The following is a 19,574-nucleotide window of genomic DNA, read 5'->3' on the forward strand; positions in this document are numbered from 1 at the left end:
TTCCTCTTTTCTATGTTTATCGTGGTTGTTAAACATTGTAGCCAAGTAGGATAAAAATGACTCTTTTCTTTTTACACAATTATACGGACTTAATCTGGCTCAGGTAACTTTCTCCTCTTCAATCTAGAATTAGATCCTTTTTTATTGAAGATTTCTTCCCCTAGGTCCTTTTTAATGACCTTTTTTAAAAGACTTTATGATTTACTGTCCGCTTTGAATCTTTTACTCTCCGGTTTTTGCGATTTACTGTCCGGTTTTGACTTTTTACTGTCCACTTTTGCTCAGTTACTCTCCACTTTTTCTCTTTTACTGTCCACTCCCCAAAATCCACCCGCAAACAAGTGAAAAAGCCAGGCGGGCAGCCTGGCTCAGGTAACTTTCCCCTCCACCATCTGGGATAGTGCCCTTTTTTATTGAAAATTTCTTCCCATAGATCCTTTTTAATGACCTTTATAAAAGGACTTTATGATTTACTTTCCACTTTGAACCTTTTACTGTCCGGTTTCGGGGATTTACTGTCCGGTTTTGACTTTTTACTGTCCACTTTTGCCCAGTAACTCTCCACTTTCCCACTTTTACTACCCACTCCCCAAAATCCACCCGCAATCAAGCAAAAAAGCCAGGCGATAAGCCTGGCTCAGGTAACTTCATTCCCACTATTTCTGTGCCGTAAGTGTCGCGAGCATCGTCTCCGCTGAAGTAATTTCGACACCTTGATAATAGTGCTTTACAATTTTCTTATAATCCGCGCCTTCCGCGGCCATGCCGTTTGCACCGTACTGGCTCATGCCGACGCCGTGGCCGAAGCCCTTCGTGGTGATGACAATATTGTTCCCCTTGCGCTCCCAGGCAAAGTCAGACGACCTCAAATCAAGTTTTTCCCGGATTTCCTTTCCAGTCAGTACCTTCCCATTGAAGTCAACCTTCCCCACGCGTTTTCCGGTCGTTTTTTCAACAACTTTCCCAAGCGTCCCGCCAGATCCAATTTTCACACCCAGCCTTGTTTCAAAGTCCTTAATCGAAAACACTTTTTGAAAATTAAACTTTGGTGAGCTTTTATCCCATGGACTTGAAACACTTCTTAAATAGGGGTAGGTACCTGACCAGTAATCTTCTGAGTTTTCCGTGTAGCCGTTGCTGGTCGAGAAAAATTGCGCCTGTATGACCTCGCCCTTGTAGGTTAAAACTTGCCCGCTTGTTGCTCGGACTGCAGCTAAAATCTTCTTCCTTTTCTCGTCGTACTTCGCCCCCCAATCCTTTTTCAATTGGTCGTCACTCTTGTAGGCTTGGTGGATGGGCGTATCCGTAACCTGGGAACCCTTTGGCGCCCCCAGCGTGTCCTTCGTTAATAGTCTTTTTACGATATAGGTTCTTGCTGTTAGTGCCTGGGCTTTGAGTGCTTCCTCCTTAAATTCCACTGGCATCTCAGCCGCCACCACACCGACAAGATAATCTTCTAATGGTACATTTTCAATTTTCGATTTCGCGGAACGAAAAACGGCGACTTCAACCGCTGGGTCTGCGGCAGACACGGCTGCCTGCGTTTCTTTTGCTGGGGAGCCCGCCTTTTTGATTATATCCTCTCCCAGTTTTCCGCTTGCACGATGTTCCCCCGAAAACGGTAAGACAAGCACTGCGGGAATAATCAAGGTCAGGGCAATGAGCAGTGATCCTAGTACGATGAGTGGTTTGATCTTTTTCATGAAAATGCCTCCAGTTTGTTTGTAAAATTCACAGCCGGCACCTGCACCCGGACTGCATCTCATTAAAACATATGGAAGCGGACAAGCATTTATTACAGAATTTTTATTAAAATACGGGTATGGTGTCAGGCACCTAATTCCATTAAAAGGAAAATGGTGTCAGGCACCGGATTCCAGTAAAAGGGAAATAGTGTCAGGCACCAAATTCCAATAAAAGGAAAATGGTGCCTGACACCCCTATCCAGTAAAAGGGAAAAACACCTGACACCTGACACCTGACACCACCATCACCACCACCGCCACCGCCAACACCACCCACCAAACCCCAACAAAAACAACGGGACCCAGCTCCCGCTAGGTCCCGTTGTTTTGATTTTGTTTGTTATGCATTCATATCCGATACGTAATTCTGGACTTCGGTAAAGGTTTCTTCTTCTTCTTTCACGCGTTCGATGTCGGCACCTAAGCTTGCTAGCTTGCCGTGAAAGTTCACGTAGCCGCGGTCTAAGTGTTTTAATTCAGTTACGCGTGTTACGCCTTCTGAAACCAAGCCGGTTAAAATTAACGCCGCTGCTGCCCGCAGGTCAGTTGCTGAAACTTCCGCACCCTGCAAATTCGATAAGCCATTTAAAATGACGGAGCGGCCTTCAATTTTAATATCGGCATTCATCCGCCGGAATTCTTCAACGTGCATGAAACGGTTTTCGAATACTGTTTCCGTAATCATCGATGTGCCCTCTGCACGAAGCAGTAATGCCATCATTTGCGATTGCATGTCAGTTGGGAAGCCTGGGTGCGGCATCGTTTTGATGTCAACAGCCTTCAAGCGCTCAGGGCCGATGACACGAACGCCATCCTCTTCCTCGATAATCGTTACACCCATTTCCTCCATCTTGGCAATCAAGGAAGAAATGTGCTCAGGAACTGCGCCCTGCACCAATACATTTCCGCCTGTAAGCGCCGCAGCAACCATGAAGGTCCCTGCTTCGATGCGATCAGGAATAATGTTATGTTCTGCGCCAAATAATACATCGACGCCTTCAATCCTTAATGTTCCAGTGCCAGCGCCGCGAACGCGTGCGCCCATTTTATTCAGGAAGTTTGCCAAATCAACGATTTCTGGTTCTTTTGCGACGTTTTCAATGATGGTCGTGCCCTGTGCAAGGGTCGCAGCCATCATAATGTTTTCTGTGGCACCAACACTTGGGAAATCCAAGTAAATTTTTGCTCCTTTTAAACGGCCGTCTACCTCCGCTTCGATAAAGCCATTTCCTACCTTCACCTTCGCACCCATCGCTTCAAAGCCTTTCAAGTGCTGATCAATAGGCCGGGATCCAATCGCACAGCCGCCTGGTAGAGCAACTCGTGCTCGGCCATTACGTGCCAGTAACGATCCCATGACAAGGACAGACGCGCGCATTTTTCGAACATATTCGAACGGCGCTTCATCTTTTAACTCTCTGGATGCATCAACTACAACTGTATTGTTTTCAAACACCACTTCAGCATGTAAGTTGCGTAAGACTTCATTAATTGTATATACATCGGAGAGTGTAGGTACATCACAAATTACACTTTTTCCATCACTTGCTAATAATGTTGCAGCGATAACAGGCAGGACGGCATTTTTTGCACCTTCAACTTTTACCGTTCCGTAAAGCCTTTGTCCGCCGCGGACGATGATCTTTTCCAAGAGTATTCCCCTCCGCGTCCATTTTCTCTATATTAATATTCAATCGTAATGATTGGTGTGCCAACTACGATGGTAGTCTTTGCGCCCAATCGTTCGGAGCGTAATCCAATTTGTAAATTCATGTTATTTTTTCGATTATCTATGAAGCCTGTAAACATAGGCGATGTCGCCGAAACAGACATGAAAGTCTCCTCTTTTAACGCTTCGATTTCTTCAGCATCAAAGCCAGACAGCAATTTGCTTACTGTCATAGGTAAAGCCGTATCAATCTTATCACTGACAATGCCTTTCATACAAGAGAAAACTGTTGGTTTTCCTCGAAATATGTCGGTAAGCCTATTTTTAAATTGTTTGGTTGTGAAAAAGGTCGCAGACGACTCATTCCACTCTTTTCCGCTGACACTATATACTATATACGCATTGACAGGTTGTTTTGTGTGGGTTGCCATAATTTGAAGCTTTTCACTGTGGTGGTTAGCTGTTGGAGATACTGCTGTCACTTCCCATTTCTGGCTGGTGCTAGTTTCTGACCAAACCCAATCGGGAAACTCTTGTTGAAGCTTTTTCGCGTATTCCTTCACTTCCTGCTCACTTTTCATGCCGGTTACATGCTCCCTTGCATAAAAAGACCATTCCTTGAGCAAAATATTCTCGGCTTGCAAAACTTTGCCGATTTTCGCCAAGTCATGAATGCTTTTTTGAAAAAATAAACCGTCGACGCCATTCGGGCCGCCCTTAGCTTCAATTGTCCGGTTCCCAATAACCACCAGGATGATACTTATCATTGAAATCATGCATAAAAGAATCTTACTATTTCTGTTCATCACCGTACTCCCCCTTACTACCAGTGTTACCAGGAAGGAGAACAGCATACTTGGGAAATGTCGTCACTTTTAGACAAATTTCAATTGTAAGACATGCTTAGCTTTCCACATAAAGAAGATTGTACTCAAAATATCCACAAAAGGGAACATGTAAGAATACCTAAATTTTTTCCATCTGTATGTACATAGAAAAGCGGAAGCGCCTTGCCGAGCGGCGACTAGCATAAGTCGAGCCGGACTAATGAAACAGCATTGGCAGCTGCCGTGACCATTGGAGGTAATCAAGGAAAAAATTACTAACAGATGATCCAATGAAAATGGCTAACAATATATACAGCAATCGCCCCTGAAACACATGGTTTGCTTTCAGCAGCTTATCTAAGCGAATCGCCTGCAGCGCCCACCATGCAAGCGCAATAAACAGCAAATGCGACATGATGCTTAGCAGTGCTATTTGGCCAAAGTCATTTATCATTCTGCTCTCTCCTTTTTACACACAATGATTATTCTATCATACTTGACGGATGAAAGCCGGAAAAGTTTCGTTTTAGGTTATATTTGGAAAATTGAAAAAGTGGGACAATAGGGAAAGGCTCCGTGTCCCGCCCTTTAGCGAGGACACGGAGCCTTTCCCATCGTCCTACCCTAGTTCACTTTTGAAGCGACAACTACGACCTTTCCTAGATCTAATTCTTTTTCATACTGCTCCGCTTCCGCATTTGATGCTCCCAAGGATTCCAGCTTCGCGCGAAGTTCATCCCCACGGGTCCGAAAGATGTTGGCCATGGATTCAAACACACCTTGTTCGCCGATGCCGATATCATTGATGTCAAGGTTATCCGTAAGATCTTCTGAGCGTTTTTCATCGTGAGCTAATAAATAAATCTCATCCTTCGTGAACCCTTGACTGACGAAACGTTCAATTTCCCTTCTTGCTTCGACACCATTTTCAACTACTTTTACATTTTCCATTTTCATTCCTCCTTAATGTGTTTCACTTTCTATTGGGTATATAACCACTTTTTGAAAAATTAAAACCCAATTTTTTAATAGCGGGTGTCAGGCACCATGTTAGTAATGAACCCATCGTGGGTATATAAGAAAATAATCGCTGGGACTATTAATGGAGGTGTTTAATATGAAGAAACTGTTATGTAAATATTGTGGGAACGCGGAATTTTTTGTAGTAAATCTTCACGAAACGATCTGCAAATGCGGCTTGCGTTTAACGAAGCTTAGTGATTATCGGCGGGAAGGAACGAAACCAGCGGAATATCCCAGCCAAAAACGGCAAGCAGATCTCATTTCAAAAATCATCTTATTAAAACAGGAAATTGACAACTGTCTTGATAAGCGGGAACAAGAAGGTTTTCACAGGCTGTCATTGGAATTAAAGGATTGCGAGGAGCAACTTTTAAAAATGGACGAGACAGTTGCCCAAGATTGTTTCGCGCAGAGCTTGAAAGAGAACAAAGATTGGTCTAATGGAAGAGATATTATTTTCTAGGTTTATCTTTTCTAGCACCGGGGTACTTACTTACCATAGTTGATTTTCAAATATAGAGAGGAGAGATTTATCATGGGATTTATTTGGTCATTAATTATCGGAGGCATCATCGGCTGGCTGGCGGGACTCATCCTTGGACGTGACGTACCAGGAGGGATCATCGGGAATATTATCGCCGGGTTTGTCGGGGCATGGCTTGGTTCCTTCCTATTAGGAGGCTGGGGACCAGTGATCGGCGGGTTTTACTTCATTCCCGCACTCATCGGCGCCATTGTCTTAGTTTTCATCTTAAGCCTCATTTTAAGAAATGTAAAACGACCTGCATAAAACCGATATGAAGAAGAGACTGCAAACAGCTGCAGTCTCTTTTTTTATTATTGTTGCCTCCGACCAAGGCACTGAAAAAGTCCCTTTGAATTTTGGTGCTTGCAACTTGGCTGTTGATTTCCGCTCCAGGCGGCTTCGCTTTCCGCGGGCGTGCCGGTGAGCCTCCTCGGCGCAAGCGCCTGCGGGGTCTCACCAGCCCCGTCCTCCCGCAGGAGTCTTCGCCGCCTTCCGCTCCAATCAACAGAGTTCTTTTAATCAGATAGACACCCCCAGGAATAAAAAGACGCCTCAAAATTCACAAAATTTTCATGGCCCTCGTCTCTGACCAAAGCTTTTTTTCGCAAAACCATGACATTCGCCTCTGCAAATGCCTGCATTCCCGCTTCCTATTACACCGAAAAAAAGGCATTCGCTCTCGCAAATGCCGGTATTTCTGCATCATAACACACCCGAAAACAGTTTAGCGAAGGATTCCTTCCATTTGACAGTCATGCCCCGTTTATAAAATTCAACGGGGCGAATCCGCCGGCAATCCTTTAGATCTTCTTCATATTGTGCCGTTAGGTCATGGATGGAATCGGTGCCTGTTAAAAACAAATTCACTTCAAAATTCAAATGAAAACTGCGCATATCCATATTGGCGGTGCCAATCGAGGCGAGATCGCCATCGACAATGATTACTTTTTTATGCAGAAAGCCTTTTTCGTACGAATAGATTTCGATTCCAGCCCGGAGCAATTCAGGGAAATAGGACTGGGTGGCATATTGGGTAAGAAAGCCGTCATTGGTGGCAGGCACCATCAGCCGGACTTGAATGCCTTTACTGGCCGCGACCCTTAGCGCGGTTTGAATGGCCTGATTGGGAATAAAGTACGGTGTCGCAATCCAAATCGATTCAGTTGCGCACGTGATCAGCGCAAAGTAATGATCGCTCATGTCCCGCGTTTCGGGGCCTGTGGCGACGACATGAACATGGCCGTCTCCAGCTGCTGGTACCGGCTTCATGTAGCGTTCGTCAGTAAATAGCTTCTCACCGCTAACATACTTCCAGTCTAATAAAAAAACAGCATGAAGGGTTTGCACCGCTTCCCCTTCCAGGACGACATGTGTATCACACCAAAAACCAATCTCGTCATCTTCGCCAAGGTATTCCACCCCGACATTCAGCCCGCCGATAAATCCAACCTTTCCATCAATGACAATAATTTTTCGATGATTACGGAAGTTAAACTTTTGATTAAACCAGACTGGTTTGATTGGTAAAAACGGCTGGACTTTGATTCCCGCTTCCGCCATTTTTTTATGATCGGCTCCTGAAAGAGCGTAGCTCCCGACTGCATCGTACATCAACCGGACTTCGACACCTTCCGAGACCTTTTTTGCTAAAATTTCAACCAGCTCCTGCCCTAGCCGGTCCGGGCGAAAAATATAATATTCCAGATGGATAAAGTCCTTTGCTTCCATCAGCCGCTGTTTAATTTCCTGAAAGGTTTCTTCCCCATTTCGTAAAATTTTTGTCTTTGTTTTGCGGTTTTGATCCGTTAAGGTCACCCGTTCCAAATAACCGGCGAAACAGCGCTGGTGGTCATTTAGCTTTGACAAGTCCAGCGGTCGCTGTTTTTTACTGAGTGCTTCGAATAGTCGGCGGTCACTCATGCGCTTCGACTTAAACAGTTCTCCTTTGACTAATAATTGGCCGGAATAGACGTAGAAGATATAGCCAAATACAGGCAATAATACTAATATGTATGTCCATAAAAGCGTGTTTTGCGCCGGGCGGTTTTCGAGCCATAAGGCCTGCACCGTACTTAAAATGATGACGCCGTAAAACGTGATACACAGCGCTTTCCACATAAAGGGCAGTCCAGTAAACAAGACTAAGCCACAAAAAACAATCATCATGAGAACAAAGAAAAATTCAAAACGTTTACGTTTCATCACAGGCGTTCTCCCCATATCTTTTTCACAGTGAAATACCCTATTTTCAAAAAAACAAAACAGGGGTCCGACCCCTGATACGTTAACGATTAACGCAGCGGAGGTCGGACCCTTGTTTTAAAGTTGGTGTCAGGCACCAACTACCTATTTTTGGAAAACGGTGCCTGACACCAACTTCCTGTTATTGGAAAACGGTGCCTGACACAAACTTCCTGTTATTGGAAATAGGTGCCTGACACCCAGTGCCTGACACCTAAAGTTTTCTATAGATTCGTTCTTGTGGGTGAAATTCTTCGTACTTCATTCTTTTTGGCATAAACAGGAGTGTTTCTTTGCTTCCGAGTCCAATGAATCCTCCGTCGGCCAAGCTGTCATGAATCAAGCTATGGACTTGCTGCTGCAATTCGTTGTCAAAATAGATTAAGACATTGCGGCAGAGGATCACATGGAACTCATTAAATGAGCCGTCTGTCACCAAATTATGCTGAGCGAAGATGAAGTTTTCGCCCAAGTTGGGATGAAAATAGGCAAACTGATGGTCTGTTGTATAGTACTCCGAAAAGGCCTTTTTTCCGCCGGCTTTCAAGTAATTCTTCGTATATTGCTGCATTTTCTTGAGCGGAAATGCTCCCTTTTGGGCAGCGGTAAGGGCCTTTTCATTCATATCCGTCGCATAAATCGTGGTCTTTTCCGCCAGTCCCTCTTCACACATGAGGATGGCCATCGAATAGACCTCCTCCCCTGTTGCGCAGCCGGCATGCCAAATCCGAATCTCGGGAAGATCCCTTAAGAGCGGCACCACTTCGTTACGAAAGGCGGCAAAGAAACTCGGATCGCGAAACATTTCCGTCATCCGGATTGACAAATCATTCAATAATCGCTCCAAAAACCCTGGTTCGTGGAGCACTTTTTCCAATAGAGCCGTAATAGAGGGAAGCCGCTCCGCCTTCATTCGATTCAATATCCTTCTTTTCAAGGAAGCGCGCACGTAGCTCCGGAAGTCATAGCCATACTTTTGATAAAGTCCCTCTAGCAGCAAATTGATTTCTATTTCCTGAAGTTCTTTAAGCCCCTTATCCTCTGTTTCTGTAAAAAAATCAGACGATTGGGGGATCGGTCTGTCGTTCAATCTCGTTCCACCTGTTCTGTCAGCCATACCCGCATCAGCGAGAAGAGCTGGTCGATATTTAACGGCTTCATAATATAATCAGAAGCGCCTGCTTCCAAACACTTGTCGCGTTCACCCTTCATCGCCTTGGCCGTCAAGGCGATAATCGGCAGCGTTTCCAGCCCGAGGTCGCGGCGAATGACCTTCATCGCCTCATAGCCTCCCATCACCGGCATCATGATGTCCATAAAAATCAGGTCATAATCAGCATATGCTTGGAGCATTTCGATAGCGCGCTTGCCATTATTCGCTACTTGAACGATGACACCCCTGCTCTCGAGAGCGGTAACGAGTGCATAGACATTGCGGCCATCATCCTCTACGAGAAGGACTTTCTTTCCTTTAAACAACTGCTTGTCCGAAATTTCAGCCTCGGTATATTCATCCAGATTCTCACCCTCGGTATGTTTGCCGGAATAGCCGATTTCGGTGCGTTCCTCCGAATAGGCGGCTCCGCTGTGTTCCTCCGAATTTGCTGCCATCGTTCTTTTCCCCGCACATACTGCCACTGCTTGTTTGCCCAAATTGTCAGCCGCAGTTCGTTCGTTCGCTGGCCATTCTGCTTTTTCCGTTGGCCCTTCTTGTTCCCAAGTAGTTCCGTCCCGGGTTGCCGCAATTTCCTTAAGCGCCTGATGATGATCACGGCCCTGGTACACAGGGTCCCGCATGCTCGGAATATATAAGGTAAACGTACTTCCCTTATCGAGCTCGCTTTGAATATCAATGGCTCCGCCAAGCAAGCGGGTAAATTCGCGGCTAATCGATAACCCCAGCCCCGTCCCGCCATATTGCCGATTCGTGGTACCGTCCACCTGTTGAAAGGCATCGAAAATGATTTGCTGCTTATCACTTGGTATCCCGATTCCGGTGTCCGTTACGGAGATTGCGAGTATCGTTTCATCTGTTTGGATACCTAGCAATTCCGCCGTTTCAACTGTTTGGGTACCCAGCAATTCCGCTGCTTTATCCGGATCGGCAAGTGCGATTCGTACCGTAACCGAGCCCTGCTCCGTAAATTTAAAGGCATTGGATAAAAGATTTTTCAAAATTTGCTGCAATCGTTGTCCATCCGTCGAAATGACCGCTGGGACATCCGGATCGGTCAACACGTTAAACGTTAAATTCTTTTTAGCTGCAACGGGGTCGAAGGTATTTTTCAACAGCTGCGGAATTTCGGTCACGTTGACTTCATCTATTAAAATTTCAATTTTTCCCGCTTCCACTTTTGATAAATCGAGAATATCATCAATCAGGCGCAGCAAATCTCCGCCAGAGGTATGGACGACGCGGGCGTATTCTTCCACTTCTGACCTGTCCATTTCCGCGTTATTCTCCATCAGCATTTGCGAGAGAATAAGAATGCTGTTCAATGGTGTCCGCAGCTCATGCGACATATTCGCCAGAAAATCGGTTTTGTATTGCGAACTCAGCTTTAGTTTCACCGAATAATCTTCTAGTTCATCCTTCGCTATTTTAAGTTCTGCCGCTCGTTGTTCGGCGTATTCGTTCTTTTCTTCCAAAAATTCATTGGTAATCCGCAGCTGCTCCTGCTGCATTTGCAGTTCTTCAGATTGCGCTTGGAGCTCTTCCGATTGTGCCTGCAGTTCTTCGGTTAAAATTTGCGATTCTCCGAGCAGTCGTTCCACTTCCATCCTTCCCGCCACACTTGTAATCGCCGAACCAAACTTGTCCTGCAGCATGTCAAGTAAAGTCAGGTGCTGTGCGAGAAACGGCTGCAGGGCGGCGAACTCGATGACCGCTTCTACCCTGTCATCCACCAAAATCGGAGCAATTAATAGATTACGCGGTGAGGAAGCACCTAAGCCGCTGGTCACCTTGAGATGCTCTTTCGGCAGCTTCTCAGTGAGAAAGATTCGTTTATCAAGGGCAGCTTGGCCGATTAACCCTTCTCCTAAACGAAAGCTAGCCGCGGCATTTTCCTCATTCGCAAGTGCATAGCCGGCCACTTTGGCGTAGTACGTCCCCCCGCCCGCATCACTCTTTCGAAGATAAACGACACCATACGTAGCGTGCAGCAACGGAGCAAGCTTTGTGATAAACGCTTGCGCCAATTCTTTAATATCGGTAATCCCTTGATACATCGTTGCGATCTCCGTCATGCTTTTCTGGACCCAGCTCTGTTTCTCGAGATTGCTCAGCAGCTTGTTCATCGCCACAGCCAGCTCCTGGGTTTCATCACAGGTATTCACTTTAATCCTTGTCGTCAGGTCGACCTCTGAATCTGTGATACTCATAATGGCTTTCACAACCTGTTTAATTGTCTTCACAATGGAATTAGACAGGACAATCGCTGTTACGATTGTAATCATCGTCACCAAAAGAATAATGGCATACAAGGTTATTTTTAAATTCATATTGCTCTGATTGAGCTGTTTCGTCCGTTCAGTCGTTATTTTCTTTTCATTAGCAAGAAAGGAATCTAACTGTGTACGCAGCTGATCGGTTAATTTCTTTCCGGTATTTTCCGAAAAATGCTTGTCCAAAGCGGCTGTGTTTTTTGCCCTTTTTGCATTGATGACATATTCGCCGGTATTCGTTACCCAGTTCAAAATCAGCGGTTTCATCTCCTCCAAATTCCGCTGCTGCCTGCTGTTGTCGGTTAACAGCGAATGCAGTTTATTGTAGTTGTCGAGCCAGCTGCGGCTCGCGAGATTATAAGGATCGAGATACTCCTTATTTCCCGTTATTACATAGCCTCTCATCCCGGTCTCCATGTCGAGGACATTTTTTTGAATCTGATTCGCGAGATCGTGGACCTCAATATCGTGTTCGGACACATAATCTATCTCTTTCTGCAAAACTGTCATCCTGCTAATCACGATGAGCAGTGAGAGAACTAAACAGATTAAGATGGTTAAATAGCCGGTAATGATTTTCGCGTGGATGCTGTAATTAATTCCTTTTATGTTGATCGCCCCCCGGTATTGTTCATCAGTAGAATATCCCTAATTCTACCATAACTTCCTACCGGTATCATCCCATTTGAATTGGCAAATCAATATAAAGGTCTTATTACCCACTTCAGTTATTTTTCAAACCTCTTTTTGAAAAATTATTATAAGGTTTCAACCGATAGAGCTGCGGGTATTGAATAGGTATCAACTTAATTCATCAATGGAGGTATGTAAAAGTGGTAAAAACGAAGGATAAAAACGATATTATATCTGAGACACTTAACAAGCAGGTGGCGAATTTCTCTGTTCTTTTTATGAAGACGCACCATTATCATTGGTATGTAAAAGGAGAGAATTTCTTCACGCTGCATGTTAAGTTTGAGGAATTGTATACGGAAGCAGCCTTACATCTTGATACAATCGCCGAACGAATGCTGGCGGTAGGCGAAACGCCTTCGGCAACTCTTAAAAAGCAATTGGAGCTAGCTTCCATCGAGGAGGCCGCCGGCGGCGAAAGTGCTAGTGAGATGGTGCAAACGTTGGCGGATGATTTTAACACAATTTGTACCGAGCTTACAGAGGGAATAACAGCCGCCGAAGACAACGATGATCAGCCGACCGCTGATATGTTCATTGCGATTCGCACCTCCCTAGAGAAGCACAAATGGATGTTAGAGGCTTATTTGGGGGAGTAGGACTTGGTTTTTGTAAATAGGTGTCGGGTTAAATGGGTGCCGGCACGTGTATATCTTTTTCGATTCCCGTTTGCGGGCACAATGAGTGCCCAGAATTGAAGTTTTACCCTGGCCACGGGCACTGTGATTCTTTCAGAGTGCCCGTCTTTGGCGTTTTTTCATGCTCACGGGCACTGTGATTCTTCAGAGTGCCCGTCTTTGGCGTTTTTTCATGCTCACGGGCACTGTGATTCTTTCAGAGTGCCCGTCTTTGGCGTTTTTTCATGCTCACGGGCACTGTGATCCTTTCAGAGTGCCCGGGCTTGGCATTTTTCCATGCTCACAGGCACTGTGATCCTTTCAGAGTGCCCGGGCTTGGTGGTTTTACTTGCTCATGGGAACTGTGGATGATTATTTGTGCTCGTTAAGGCTAAAAAAGTCGCGCTTCAGGCACAATTCCCGAATCTTCAATAAAAAAGGGCCTCATCCCAGATAGTGGAGAGGAAAGTTACCTGAGCCAGGCTTCCACCTGACTTTTTAGCTTGTTTGGGGATGGATTTTGGGAAGTGGACAGTAAAAGTGGAAAAGTGGAGAGTAAATCCCCAAAACCGGACAGTAAAAAGTCCAAAGTGGACAGTAAATCCGCAGAACCGGATAGTAAATGGTCCAAAGTGGACAGTAAATCATAAAGCCCATTTAAAAAGGTCATAAAAAAGGACCTATGGGAAGGATCTTCAATAAAAAAGGGCGTAACCTCCAGATAGTGGAGAGGAAAGTTACCTGATCCAGGCTGCCGCCTGGCTTTTTAGCTTGTTTGGGGATGGATTTTGGGAAGTGGACAATAAAAAGGGAAAAGTGGGGCATCCTCAGTCACAAAAAAATCTCGCTGAGTGCCTGCCTTTGACCTTTTCCGCCCGCCCTGGAGAACACCATGACCCTCCCAGAGTGCCCGGCACAAAAGCATTCTCCAGCCCGCGAGGCAACAATAGGACCCCTCCCAGAGTCCCAAGAGTCCCCCCAAGGTCCCCTTAAGCATGAAAGGTCCCCCTCCGCACATCAGCTCGTCGAAATCATCACCAAACAAATATCATCCTTTTGGGGACTTGTGAGCTCGGAATTTGGCTGCAGCCGCTGAAGCAGCTCCGCCGGATCAGTCATCCCATCCTCTACCAAGCAGCTGGTCAGCTTCACTACAGCATCCTCATACTCTTCCTCCAGCCATTCCGACAACCCGTCGGTAAACAGCAAAATCCGTGCGTCATTCTGGTACGAAATGACCCCTTTGTTCACCTTAATTTCATCAAAAAAACCTAGAGCGGGGCAGCCTTTCTCCAGCAGCCTCACTTCACCATCGACCAGCGCAATCCCCGCAGGATGGCCGGCATTCACGTATTCTATCGACTGCTTTTCCGTGTCGAGAACAAAGTAAATCGCTGTGAAATAATAGTTGATTAAACTATCATTGTGGAGCTGGTTCATGCGCCAGTTTAGTTCTTTCATGACGGCCTCCGGATCGCACAAACCGGTAATTGAATCCTTTAAGGCCGAATATATGTACATACACACAAGCGATGACGAGATTCCATGGCCCATCATATCGAGCAAAATCACACCATAGCGATGCGGGCTAATCTTGTACCAGGCATACAGGTCGCCGGCAAGCTCAAAGGACGGCTTGTAGACCGCCGAAATCGTTACATCCTCTTTCTGAATCGGACCTGGAAGCATGCTGACCTGCACCTGCTTGGCCAAATCCAACTCATATTGAATCCGCTTATCCCGTTCCTTGCGCAAGTCCTTTTCAACCTTAATGCGGAGGACGGAGCGGATCCGCGCCAGCAGCTCGACTTTATTGATTGGCTTCATCACATAATCAAGGGCTCCCGCATCCATGGCCTCGGCCATTTTATTGGAGTCTCCCATTGCCGTGACGAAAATGATCGGAAGATCGCGGAACCGCTCAATCCCAAGAATCGTACGGCAGGCCTCGATGCCATCAATTTCCGGCATCATCAAATCCATCAATATTAAATCGATATCATCTTCAGGAGGATTAACCGCATCAAGCTGCAGATAGTCAAATAACTCCGTGGCCGATGATAGCAGCACCAAGCGTCTATAGCCAGCCTTCATGAGGATTTTTTCAACAATCATTAAATTTGTTTTATTATCATCGACAATGACAATCTTCATCGCCATCCATTAGCCGCCTCCTCTGGGGTCAGACCCCCGCCATGTTAACGCGTTAATACATCGGGGGTCTGACCCCCGCTAAGTGCCTTCCGCAATTTTTCAAGCGCCTTTTTTTGCAAGCGAGATACATGCATCTGTGAAATCCCCAAGTACTCTCCCGTTTCCTTTTGACTTTTATTCTCGATAAAGGTGCATTCGAGGATTTGCCTTTCTCTATCTGATAAAACGTGGAAAGCGCTCTCGAGCAACAGCCTTTGGTCGACTTTTTCGAAGCCTTCCTCTTCCGTTCCGACAATGTCGAGCGTCGTCATCGTGCTGCCTTCGGAACCCGTTTCAATCGATTGATCGACCGATGCGGCTTGATAACTCTTCCCCATCTCCATCGCTTCTAATACTTCCTCTTCGGAAATCTCCATAAACGCGGCAATTTCGTCAATCCTTGGGGACCGTTGATATTGATTGGTCAGCTCGTCCACGACTGATTTAATTTTCGGCCATGTTTCTTTGATGCGCCGCGGTACATGGACACTCCACGTTTTATCCCTTAGAAACCGCTTGATTTCGCCAATAACGGTTGGAATTAAATACGATTCAAACGATCTCCCCACACCTGCATCATATCTTCTGATTGCGGACAACAAGCCAATCATTCCAACCTGCATGATATCCTCATGTAAATATCTTCCCTTTGAATATTTCCGCGCAAGGCTCCCGACCAAGGCCGTGTAATGTTCCACCAAAATGTTTTGTGCCTGTGAACTCTCGTTCTGTTGAAAGTCTAAGATGAGGGCATCAATTTCTTCCTTAGTTCGTTTCATGGGTTGAGATGGTTGTGTCATGATTATCACGCTCCCCACTTCGGTTCTTAACCATGAATACCGTTACTCCGGAATGATTCAGTACCCGGACATCATCCATTAGCGTTTCTATCAAGAAAAGACCTAACCCTCCTTCTGCCAGCTGCTCGACTGTACTTGATTCTGTGTAAGGGCCTAATTCATTTTTTGTTTGTAAAAAATTAAAGCTCCTGCCACTGTCGGCGACGACGATTTCCAACTTGTCCTCGTAAATTCCAAAGCCGATGATGACTTCCCCGCCCTCGTCCTTGCGGTATGCATGCTGGACTGCGTTGGTACTAGCCTCACTGACAGCAATTTTCATATCCTCAATTTCTTCATATGTATATCCAAGCCGGCTGGCAATTCCTGATAACGTCAATCTAATAACACCAATATATTCCGGTTTGGCCGGAATCTTCATTTCAATATAATCCATCACTTCGCTCATCTTCCTCCACCCTCAGAATGTGCCGAAATATCCATTATGTTACTCAAGCCAGTAATTTCGAAGAGCCGCACTAGTCGATCCGATAACTCAATCAACCTTAATTCGCCGTCATTTTGCTTTAGCTGCTTGAATAAGCCAACAAAGACACCAAGTCCGGTACTGTCCAAATAGGAGACATCCTTAAGATTGACGATAATCGATTTATGTTCCCCTTCGGCGAGCGGCAATATTTCCTCTCTCAGCTTCGGCGCCGTAAACGCATCAATTTCCCCGCCTACCTGCACCAATATTCCCTCATCATTCTGATGTTTATTTATGGTAATATTCATTTTCTCACACCTTTAAATTTTATTTTGTACATACCCTTTTACTAAACTCGTAAACCTCTTTTTTTAAAAAATATTATTTTTTTGTATTATACCAAAATATTCTAGTTGACTTAATAGACCAAATGGCCCGGCCGCCCTGTTCTGAAAGCCCCGCCATCCGCTTCACCAAAAGCCAAAAGCCAGGCTTCTTCAGCCTGGCTGTGGTTTTGTATTTTTCCCTTATTCCATTATAAGGATTAATCGTTATTGCGTTGTTTGCTACGCGATTCTCCGCCTTTTTGTCCAATTTCTTCATAAAAATCTTTATCATGATTCTCGGATGTGGCTTCCCCGCCTTTACGCCCGATTTCTCGATAAAACTCTTTATCATGATTCTCGGAAGTGGCTTCTCCGCCTTTTTGCCCAATCTCTTGATAAAAATCTTTATCATGATTCTCGGATGTGGCTTCCCCGCCTTTACGCCCAATCTCTTGATAAAACTCTTTACCATGATTCTCGGCAGTGGCTTCTCCGCCCTTTTGTCCAATCTCTTGATAAAAATCTTTATCATGATTCTTAGCAGTTGCCTCTCCGCCCTTTTGCCCGATCTCTTGATAAAAATCTTTATCATGATTCTTAGCAGTTGCCTCTCCGCCTTTACGTCCTGCTTCCTCTAAACTCATTGGTTCTTTATTATTTTTTGCCATTGTCATTTCCTCCTTTAAATTTTTTTTAAATAGCTGCCTTTCATAACTAGCCTTTTCATTAGCCTTTACTTCATTTGCAGCCCTTCATATTTAAATCAGCCTCCTTCTCATTCAATTGTTTTCCTAATTTCAGGTTATTTTAATGCAACCTGGTTATGGTGTACCACCTTTTTCCCCATCTAAAACACTTTTTTATCGTTTTAATATAGGAAAATACGTTTCTATCAACAGCTCATCCGTTTCATGTGAAAAATTCACCTCAGCTGCCGTTGCAAATGGAGCTGATTCACAAGCGTTCAGTTACTAAATTGCTGATGCTCGTGTGATTCTTGCTCGTCGTCCCCTTCTTGCGATTCGATCTCACCATTCATCGGAGGAGCTGTCCCGTCTTCCCGATGTCCATATTTTTGCTGCAATACCTCATCTTGATTTGTGTCAGGGCCATCTTCGGACCTTTTCCATTTCTGTTGTTGATCCTTTATATCGCCTTGCATCGATGTACCGTCCCTGTATCTTTCCTGGAGTTCACGGTCACCGTTGCTTTGCTGGAGTTCAGGGTCACCATTCATGGAATGATTGTCACTGTTGCTTTGCCCATTCTGTTCGTGTCGCTCTTTTTGATTTTCCTTTTGCTCAACATCATTCTTAGCCATGTTCCATTCCTCCTTCAGATTGCTGTCCTTCATCCCAACGGGTTTACTGAACCTTGCAACCACATAATTAAACCACCGTCCCTACTAGTGTTCTACCACCGAAGTGGGATGACCAAACCCCTATTTAAAAAATGAACCTTTCTTTCTCCCTTTTAACAGGTCGCCTGTCCAGCCTTTAACTTTTAAATAACCATACAGCAGGACCGTGGAAATTATGATAAGAAGGATTGAAAAAATATAGCCATACCGCCACTCAAGCTCCGGCATATTTGTGAAGTTCATGCCCCATAACGCCCCGAATGCCATGATCGGTGTAAAAATGGTCGTAATCACCGTTAAAGTTTTCATAATTTCGTTACCACGGTGGGAGGAGATGACTTCCTCTAATTTAATAATCGAATCAATTTCATGTTCATACTCGTTCAGCAGCGAGAATGCCCGCTCAATTCGTTGCGATGTTGCACGAAAAATCTCGTGATTTCCGCCGCGATGAAGGGAAATTTCCGCTATCGCCATTTTCAGTTCCTGGATGGGAATCAATAGACTTTTCCATACTAACAGCTCGTGGCGGCGCATATAGACGATTTCGAGGATGCCCGTTTCATTCTTTTTTCGGATACTCCAAATCAGTCTTTTGAGCTCCGCTTCAAACCCATCAATTTCCACTAACATTTCATTCATCAATTCTCCAAGAAAAAGTAAAAAACCGTCGACTGCGTTTTCAGTCCGGTCAATTTTTCGTAAAAGTCCTTCTGAATCGATGTGTTTCAGGACCGACAATTCCAGGTCTACAGAAATCCATTGATTTTTGGTCACATAAAAATGAAAGAGTTGATAATCTGATTCCTGTATAAAACTTTGTTTATAAATGAGCGAGCCATTGACGACCTTTTCTCCATTTTCCAAAATGCTTACGCGCAGGCAATTTGTTCTGCTTTCGCGAACTTGATCAAGCCAGTCTTTGCATCCGTAACTTTCATTTTCGATGAGCGGTCTTATGCTATCAATCTCAGTTTCAGTAAATTGAAACCATTTCCACTTGGGAGCGCCGATATATTTTTCCATAGTTTCTCCTTTTTCTGTGAAAAGGGGCGGAGCGCCGCATAAACGAATCGGAATAACTAGTCGAAGTGAATATAAATTTCGTACTTTGAATAGGTTAAGCCGGGCTCTGCTCACACCGCCTTTATTTTGTTGGTGTACTACTCATATTACATACACATCCATGCATTGGTCGGGAGTTGAAACTCATGTTAGTTTATAATGGTAAATCCCCGCTTTTTGCCGAAATGAAACTTTTGATAATAGGTTTATTAACAAGATTCACAGGGTATTTATAGTTTAAATGGAATTGGAGCTGCTATTTGGGCTCCAGCTGAAATCCAAAGGAGGGTTTTGTTTTGAAACGAGGCTTAGGAGTAACATCACTAATGGTTGTAGGAATCGGAGCATCTGCATCTGCTGCGGTGTGGCTATCGTCTAAACCGAACCGCATCAAAACGGAAAATATGCTTCGAAAGTGGAAACGGAAAATCAAACCGACTGTCTTTGATAAAAGCGAACATCTCCCGATTGAAAAAGGCGGGCATCCCCACCCACATGATGAAGAGGATAACAATATGGTCAGCGAGGGTGCGATGTATTCCGTGAAATTTTATAATGAGAAAATGCAGTAGT

19 protein-coding genes are annotated in these 19,574 nt (G+C 45.0%); 4 read left to right on the plus strand and 15 right to left on the minus strand.

Annotation, left to right across the window (positions count from 1 at the left end):
• Positions 1-656: 656 nt before the first annotated feature.
• The 5 genes from spoIID to ACIQCO_RS21630 form a co-directional block, all read right to left on the minus strand.
• A complete protein-coding gene (gene spoIID / locus ACIQCO_RS21610; protein WP_400432475.1) occupies positions 657-1,703 on the minus strand; it encodes a stage II sporulation protein D in 1,047 nt (348 codons plus the stop codon).
• 382 nt (positions 1,704-2,085) lie between these two features.
• The gene (murA, locus tag ACIQCO_RS21615; RefSeq protein WP_400432478.1) at positions 2,086-3,396 is read right to left on the minus strand and encodes a UDP-N-acetylglucosamine 1-carboxyvinyltransferase; all 1,311 of its coding nucleotides are present in this window, start codon (positions 3,394-3,396) and stop codon (positions 2,086-2,088) included.
• Positions 3,397-3,428: 32 nt separating this feature from the next.
• Positions 3,429-4,220 carry a YwmB family TATA-box binding protein gene (locus tag ACIQCO_RS21620; RefSeq protein ID WP_400432481.1) on the minus strand — a complete coding sequence of 264 codons (792 nt, stop codon included), beginning with the start codon at positions 4,218-4,220 and terminating at the stop codon, positions 3,429-3,431.
• A 238-nt stretch (positions 4,221-4,458) separates the two neighbouring features.
• Positions 4,459-4,695 carry a DUF1146 family protein gene (locus ACIQCO_RS21625; RefSeq protein WP_400432484.1) on the minus strand — a complete coding sequence of 79 codons (237 nt, stop codon included), beginning with the start codon at positions 4,693-4,695 and terminating at the stop codon, positions 4,459-4,461.
• 170 nt (positions 4,696-4,865) lie between these two features.
• Entirely contained in the window at positions 4,866-5,192 is a 327-nt protein-coding gene (locus ACIQCO_RS21630) for a YflT domain-containing protein (protein WP_400432487.1), read from the minus strand.
• A gap of 166 nt (positions 5,193-5,358) precedes the next feature.
• Between ACIQCO_RS21630 and ACIQCO_RS21635 the strand changes: the two genes are divergently transcribed.
• Together ACIQCO_RS21635 and ACIQCO_RS21640 are read left to right on the plus strand one after the other, a co-directional pair.
• On the plus strand, positions 5,359-5,727 hold the full coding sequence (locus ACIQCO_RS21635; protein ID WP_400432490.1) for an IDEAL domain-containing protein: 369 nt from the start codon (positions 5,359-5,361) through the stop codon (positions 5,725-5,727).
• Positions 5,728-5,799: 72 nt separating this feature from the next.
• Entirely contained in the window at positions 5,800-6,054 is a 255-nt protein-coding gene (locus ACIQCO_RS21640) for a GlsB/YeaQ/YmgE family stress response membrane protein (protein WP_400432493.1), read from the plus strand.
• 438 nt (positions 6,055-6,492) lie between these two features.
• On the opposite strand, the gene cls is transcribed toward ACIQCO_RS21640, so the two are convergent.
• The 3 genes from cls to ACIQCO_RS21655 all read right to left on the minus strand — a co-directional run bounded on the left by cls (position 6,493) and on the right by ACIQCO_RS21655 (position 11,988).
• Positions 6,493-7,992, minus strand: a complete 1,500-nt coding sequence (cls, locus tag ACIQCO_RS21645) for a cardiolipin synthase (protein ID WP_400432496.1) — start codon at positions 7,990-7,992, stop codon at positions 6,493-6,495.
• A gap of 253 nt (positions 7,993-8,245) precedes the next feature.
• Entirely contained in the window at positions 8,246-9,121 is an 876-nt protein-coding gene (locus ACIQCO_RS21650; RefSeq protein WP_400432499.1) for a CheR family methyltransferase, read from the minus strand.
• Positions 9,118-11,988, minus strand: a complete 2,871-nt coding sequence (locus ACIQCO_RS21655) for a CHASE3 domain-containing protein (protein ID WP_400432502.1) — start codon at positions 11,986-11,988, stop codon at positions 9,118-9,120. The genes ACIQCO_RS21650 and ACIQCO_RS21655 overlap by 4 nt, the downstream gene beginning before the upstream one ends.
• A 323-nt stretch (positions 11,989-12,311) precedes the next feature.
• Here ACIQCO_RS21655 and ACIQCO_RS21660 point away from each other — a divergent pair, with 323 nt between their 5' ends.
• Positions 12,312-12,770 (plus strand): Dps family protein, encoded by a 459-nt coding sequence (locus tag ACIQCO_RS21660; RefSeq protein ID WP_400432504.1) that lies wholly within the window; start codon positions 12,312-12,314, stop codon positions 12,768-12,770.
• A gap of 1,035 nt (positions 12,771-13,805) precedes the next feature.
• Here the strand turns inward: ACIQCO_RS21660 and ACIQCO_RS21665 are convergent.
• From ACIQCO_RS21665 to ACIQCO_RS21695, 7 genes are all read right to left on the minus strand, one after another.
• Positions 13,806-14,942 (minus strand): PP2C family protein-serine/threonine phosphatase, encoded by a 1,137-nt coding sequence (locus ACIQCO_RS21665; RefSeq protein WP_400432689.1) that lies wholly within the window; start codon positions 14,940-14,942, stop codon positions 13,806-13,808.
• 44 nt (positions 14,943-14,986) lie between these two features.
• Complete coding sequence (gene sigB / locus ACIQCO_RS21670; RefSeq protein ID WP_400432507.1) at positions 14,987-15,781, minus strand: RNA polymerase sigma factor SigB; 795 nt, start codon at positions 15,779-15,781, stop codon at positions 14,987-14,989.
• Positions 15,747-16,229, minus strand: a complete 483-nt coding sequence (rsbW, locus tag ACIQCO_RS21675) for an anti-sigma B factor RsbW (protein WP_400432510.1) — start codon at positions 16,227-16,229, stop codon at positions 15,747-15,749. The genes sigB and rsbW overlap by 35 nt, the downstream gene beginning before the upstream one ends.
• On the minus strand, positions 16,226-16,558 hold the full coding sequence (locus ACIQCO_RS21680) for an anti-sigma factor antagonist (RefSeq protein ID WP_400432513.1): 333 nt from the start codon (positions 16,556-16,558) through the stop codon (positions 16,226-16,228). The genes rsbW and ACIQCO_RS21680 overlap by 4 nt, the downstream gene beginning before the upstream one ends.
• A gap of 236 nt (positions 16,559-16,794) precedes the next feature.
• The gene (gene gsiB, locus ACIQCO_RS21685) at positions 16,795-17,244 is read right to left on the minus strand and encodes a glucose starvation-inducible protein GsiB (RefSeq protein WP_400432516.1); all 450 of its coding nucleotides are present in this window, start codon (positions 17,242-17,244) and stop codon (positions 16,795-16,797) included.
• A 296-nt stretch (positions 17,245-17,540) separates the two neighbouring features.
• On the minus strand, positions 17,541-17,897 hold the full coding sequence (locus ACIQCO_RS21690; protein WP_400432519.1) for a hypothetical protein: 357 nt from the start codon (positions 17,895-17,897) through the stop codon (positions 17,541-17,543).
• Between the two features lie 120 nt (positions 17,898-18,017).
• Positions 18,018-18,962: a magnesium transporter CorA family protein gene (locus tag ACIQCO_RS21695; protein WP_400432522.1), complete on the minus strand. Its 945-nt coding sequence runs from the start codon at positions 18,960-18,962 to the stop codon at positions 18,018-18,020.
• 335 nt (positions 18,963-19,297) lie between these two features.
• Here ACIQCO_RS21695 and ACIQCO_RS21700 point away from each other — a divergent pair, with 335 nt between their 5' ends.
• Positions 19,298-19,573: a hypothetical protein gene (locus ACIQCO_RS21700; protein ID WP_400432525.1), complete on the plus strand. Its 276-nt coding sequence runs from the start codon at positions 19,298-19,300 to the stop codon at positions 19,571-19,573.
• The last annotated feature ends 1 nt before the right edge of the window (position 19,574 follow it).

It is taken from the genome of Neobacillus sp. NPDC093127 (assembly GCF_044754175.1).
GTDB lineage: Bacteria > Bacillota > Bacilli > Bacillales > Cytobacillaceae > Neobacillus.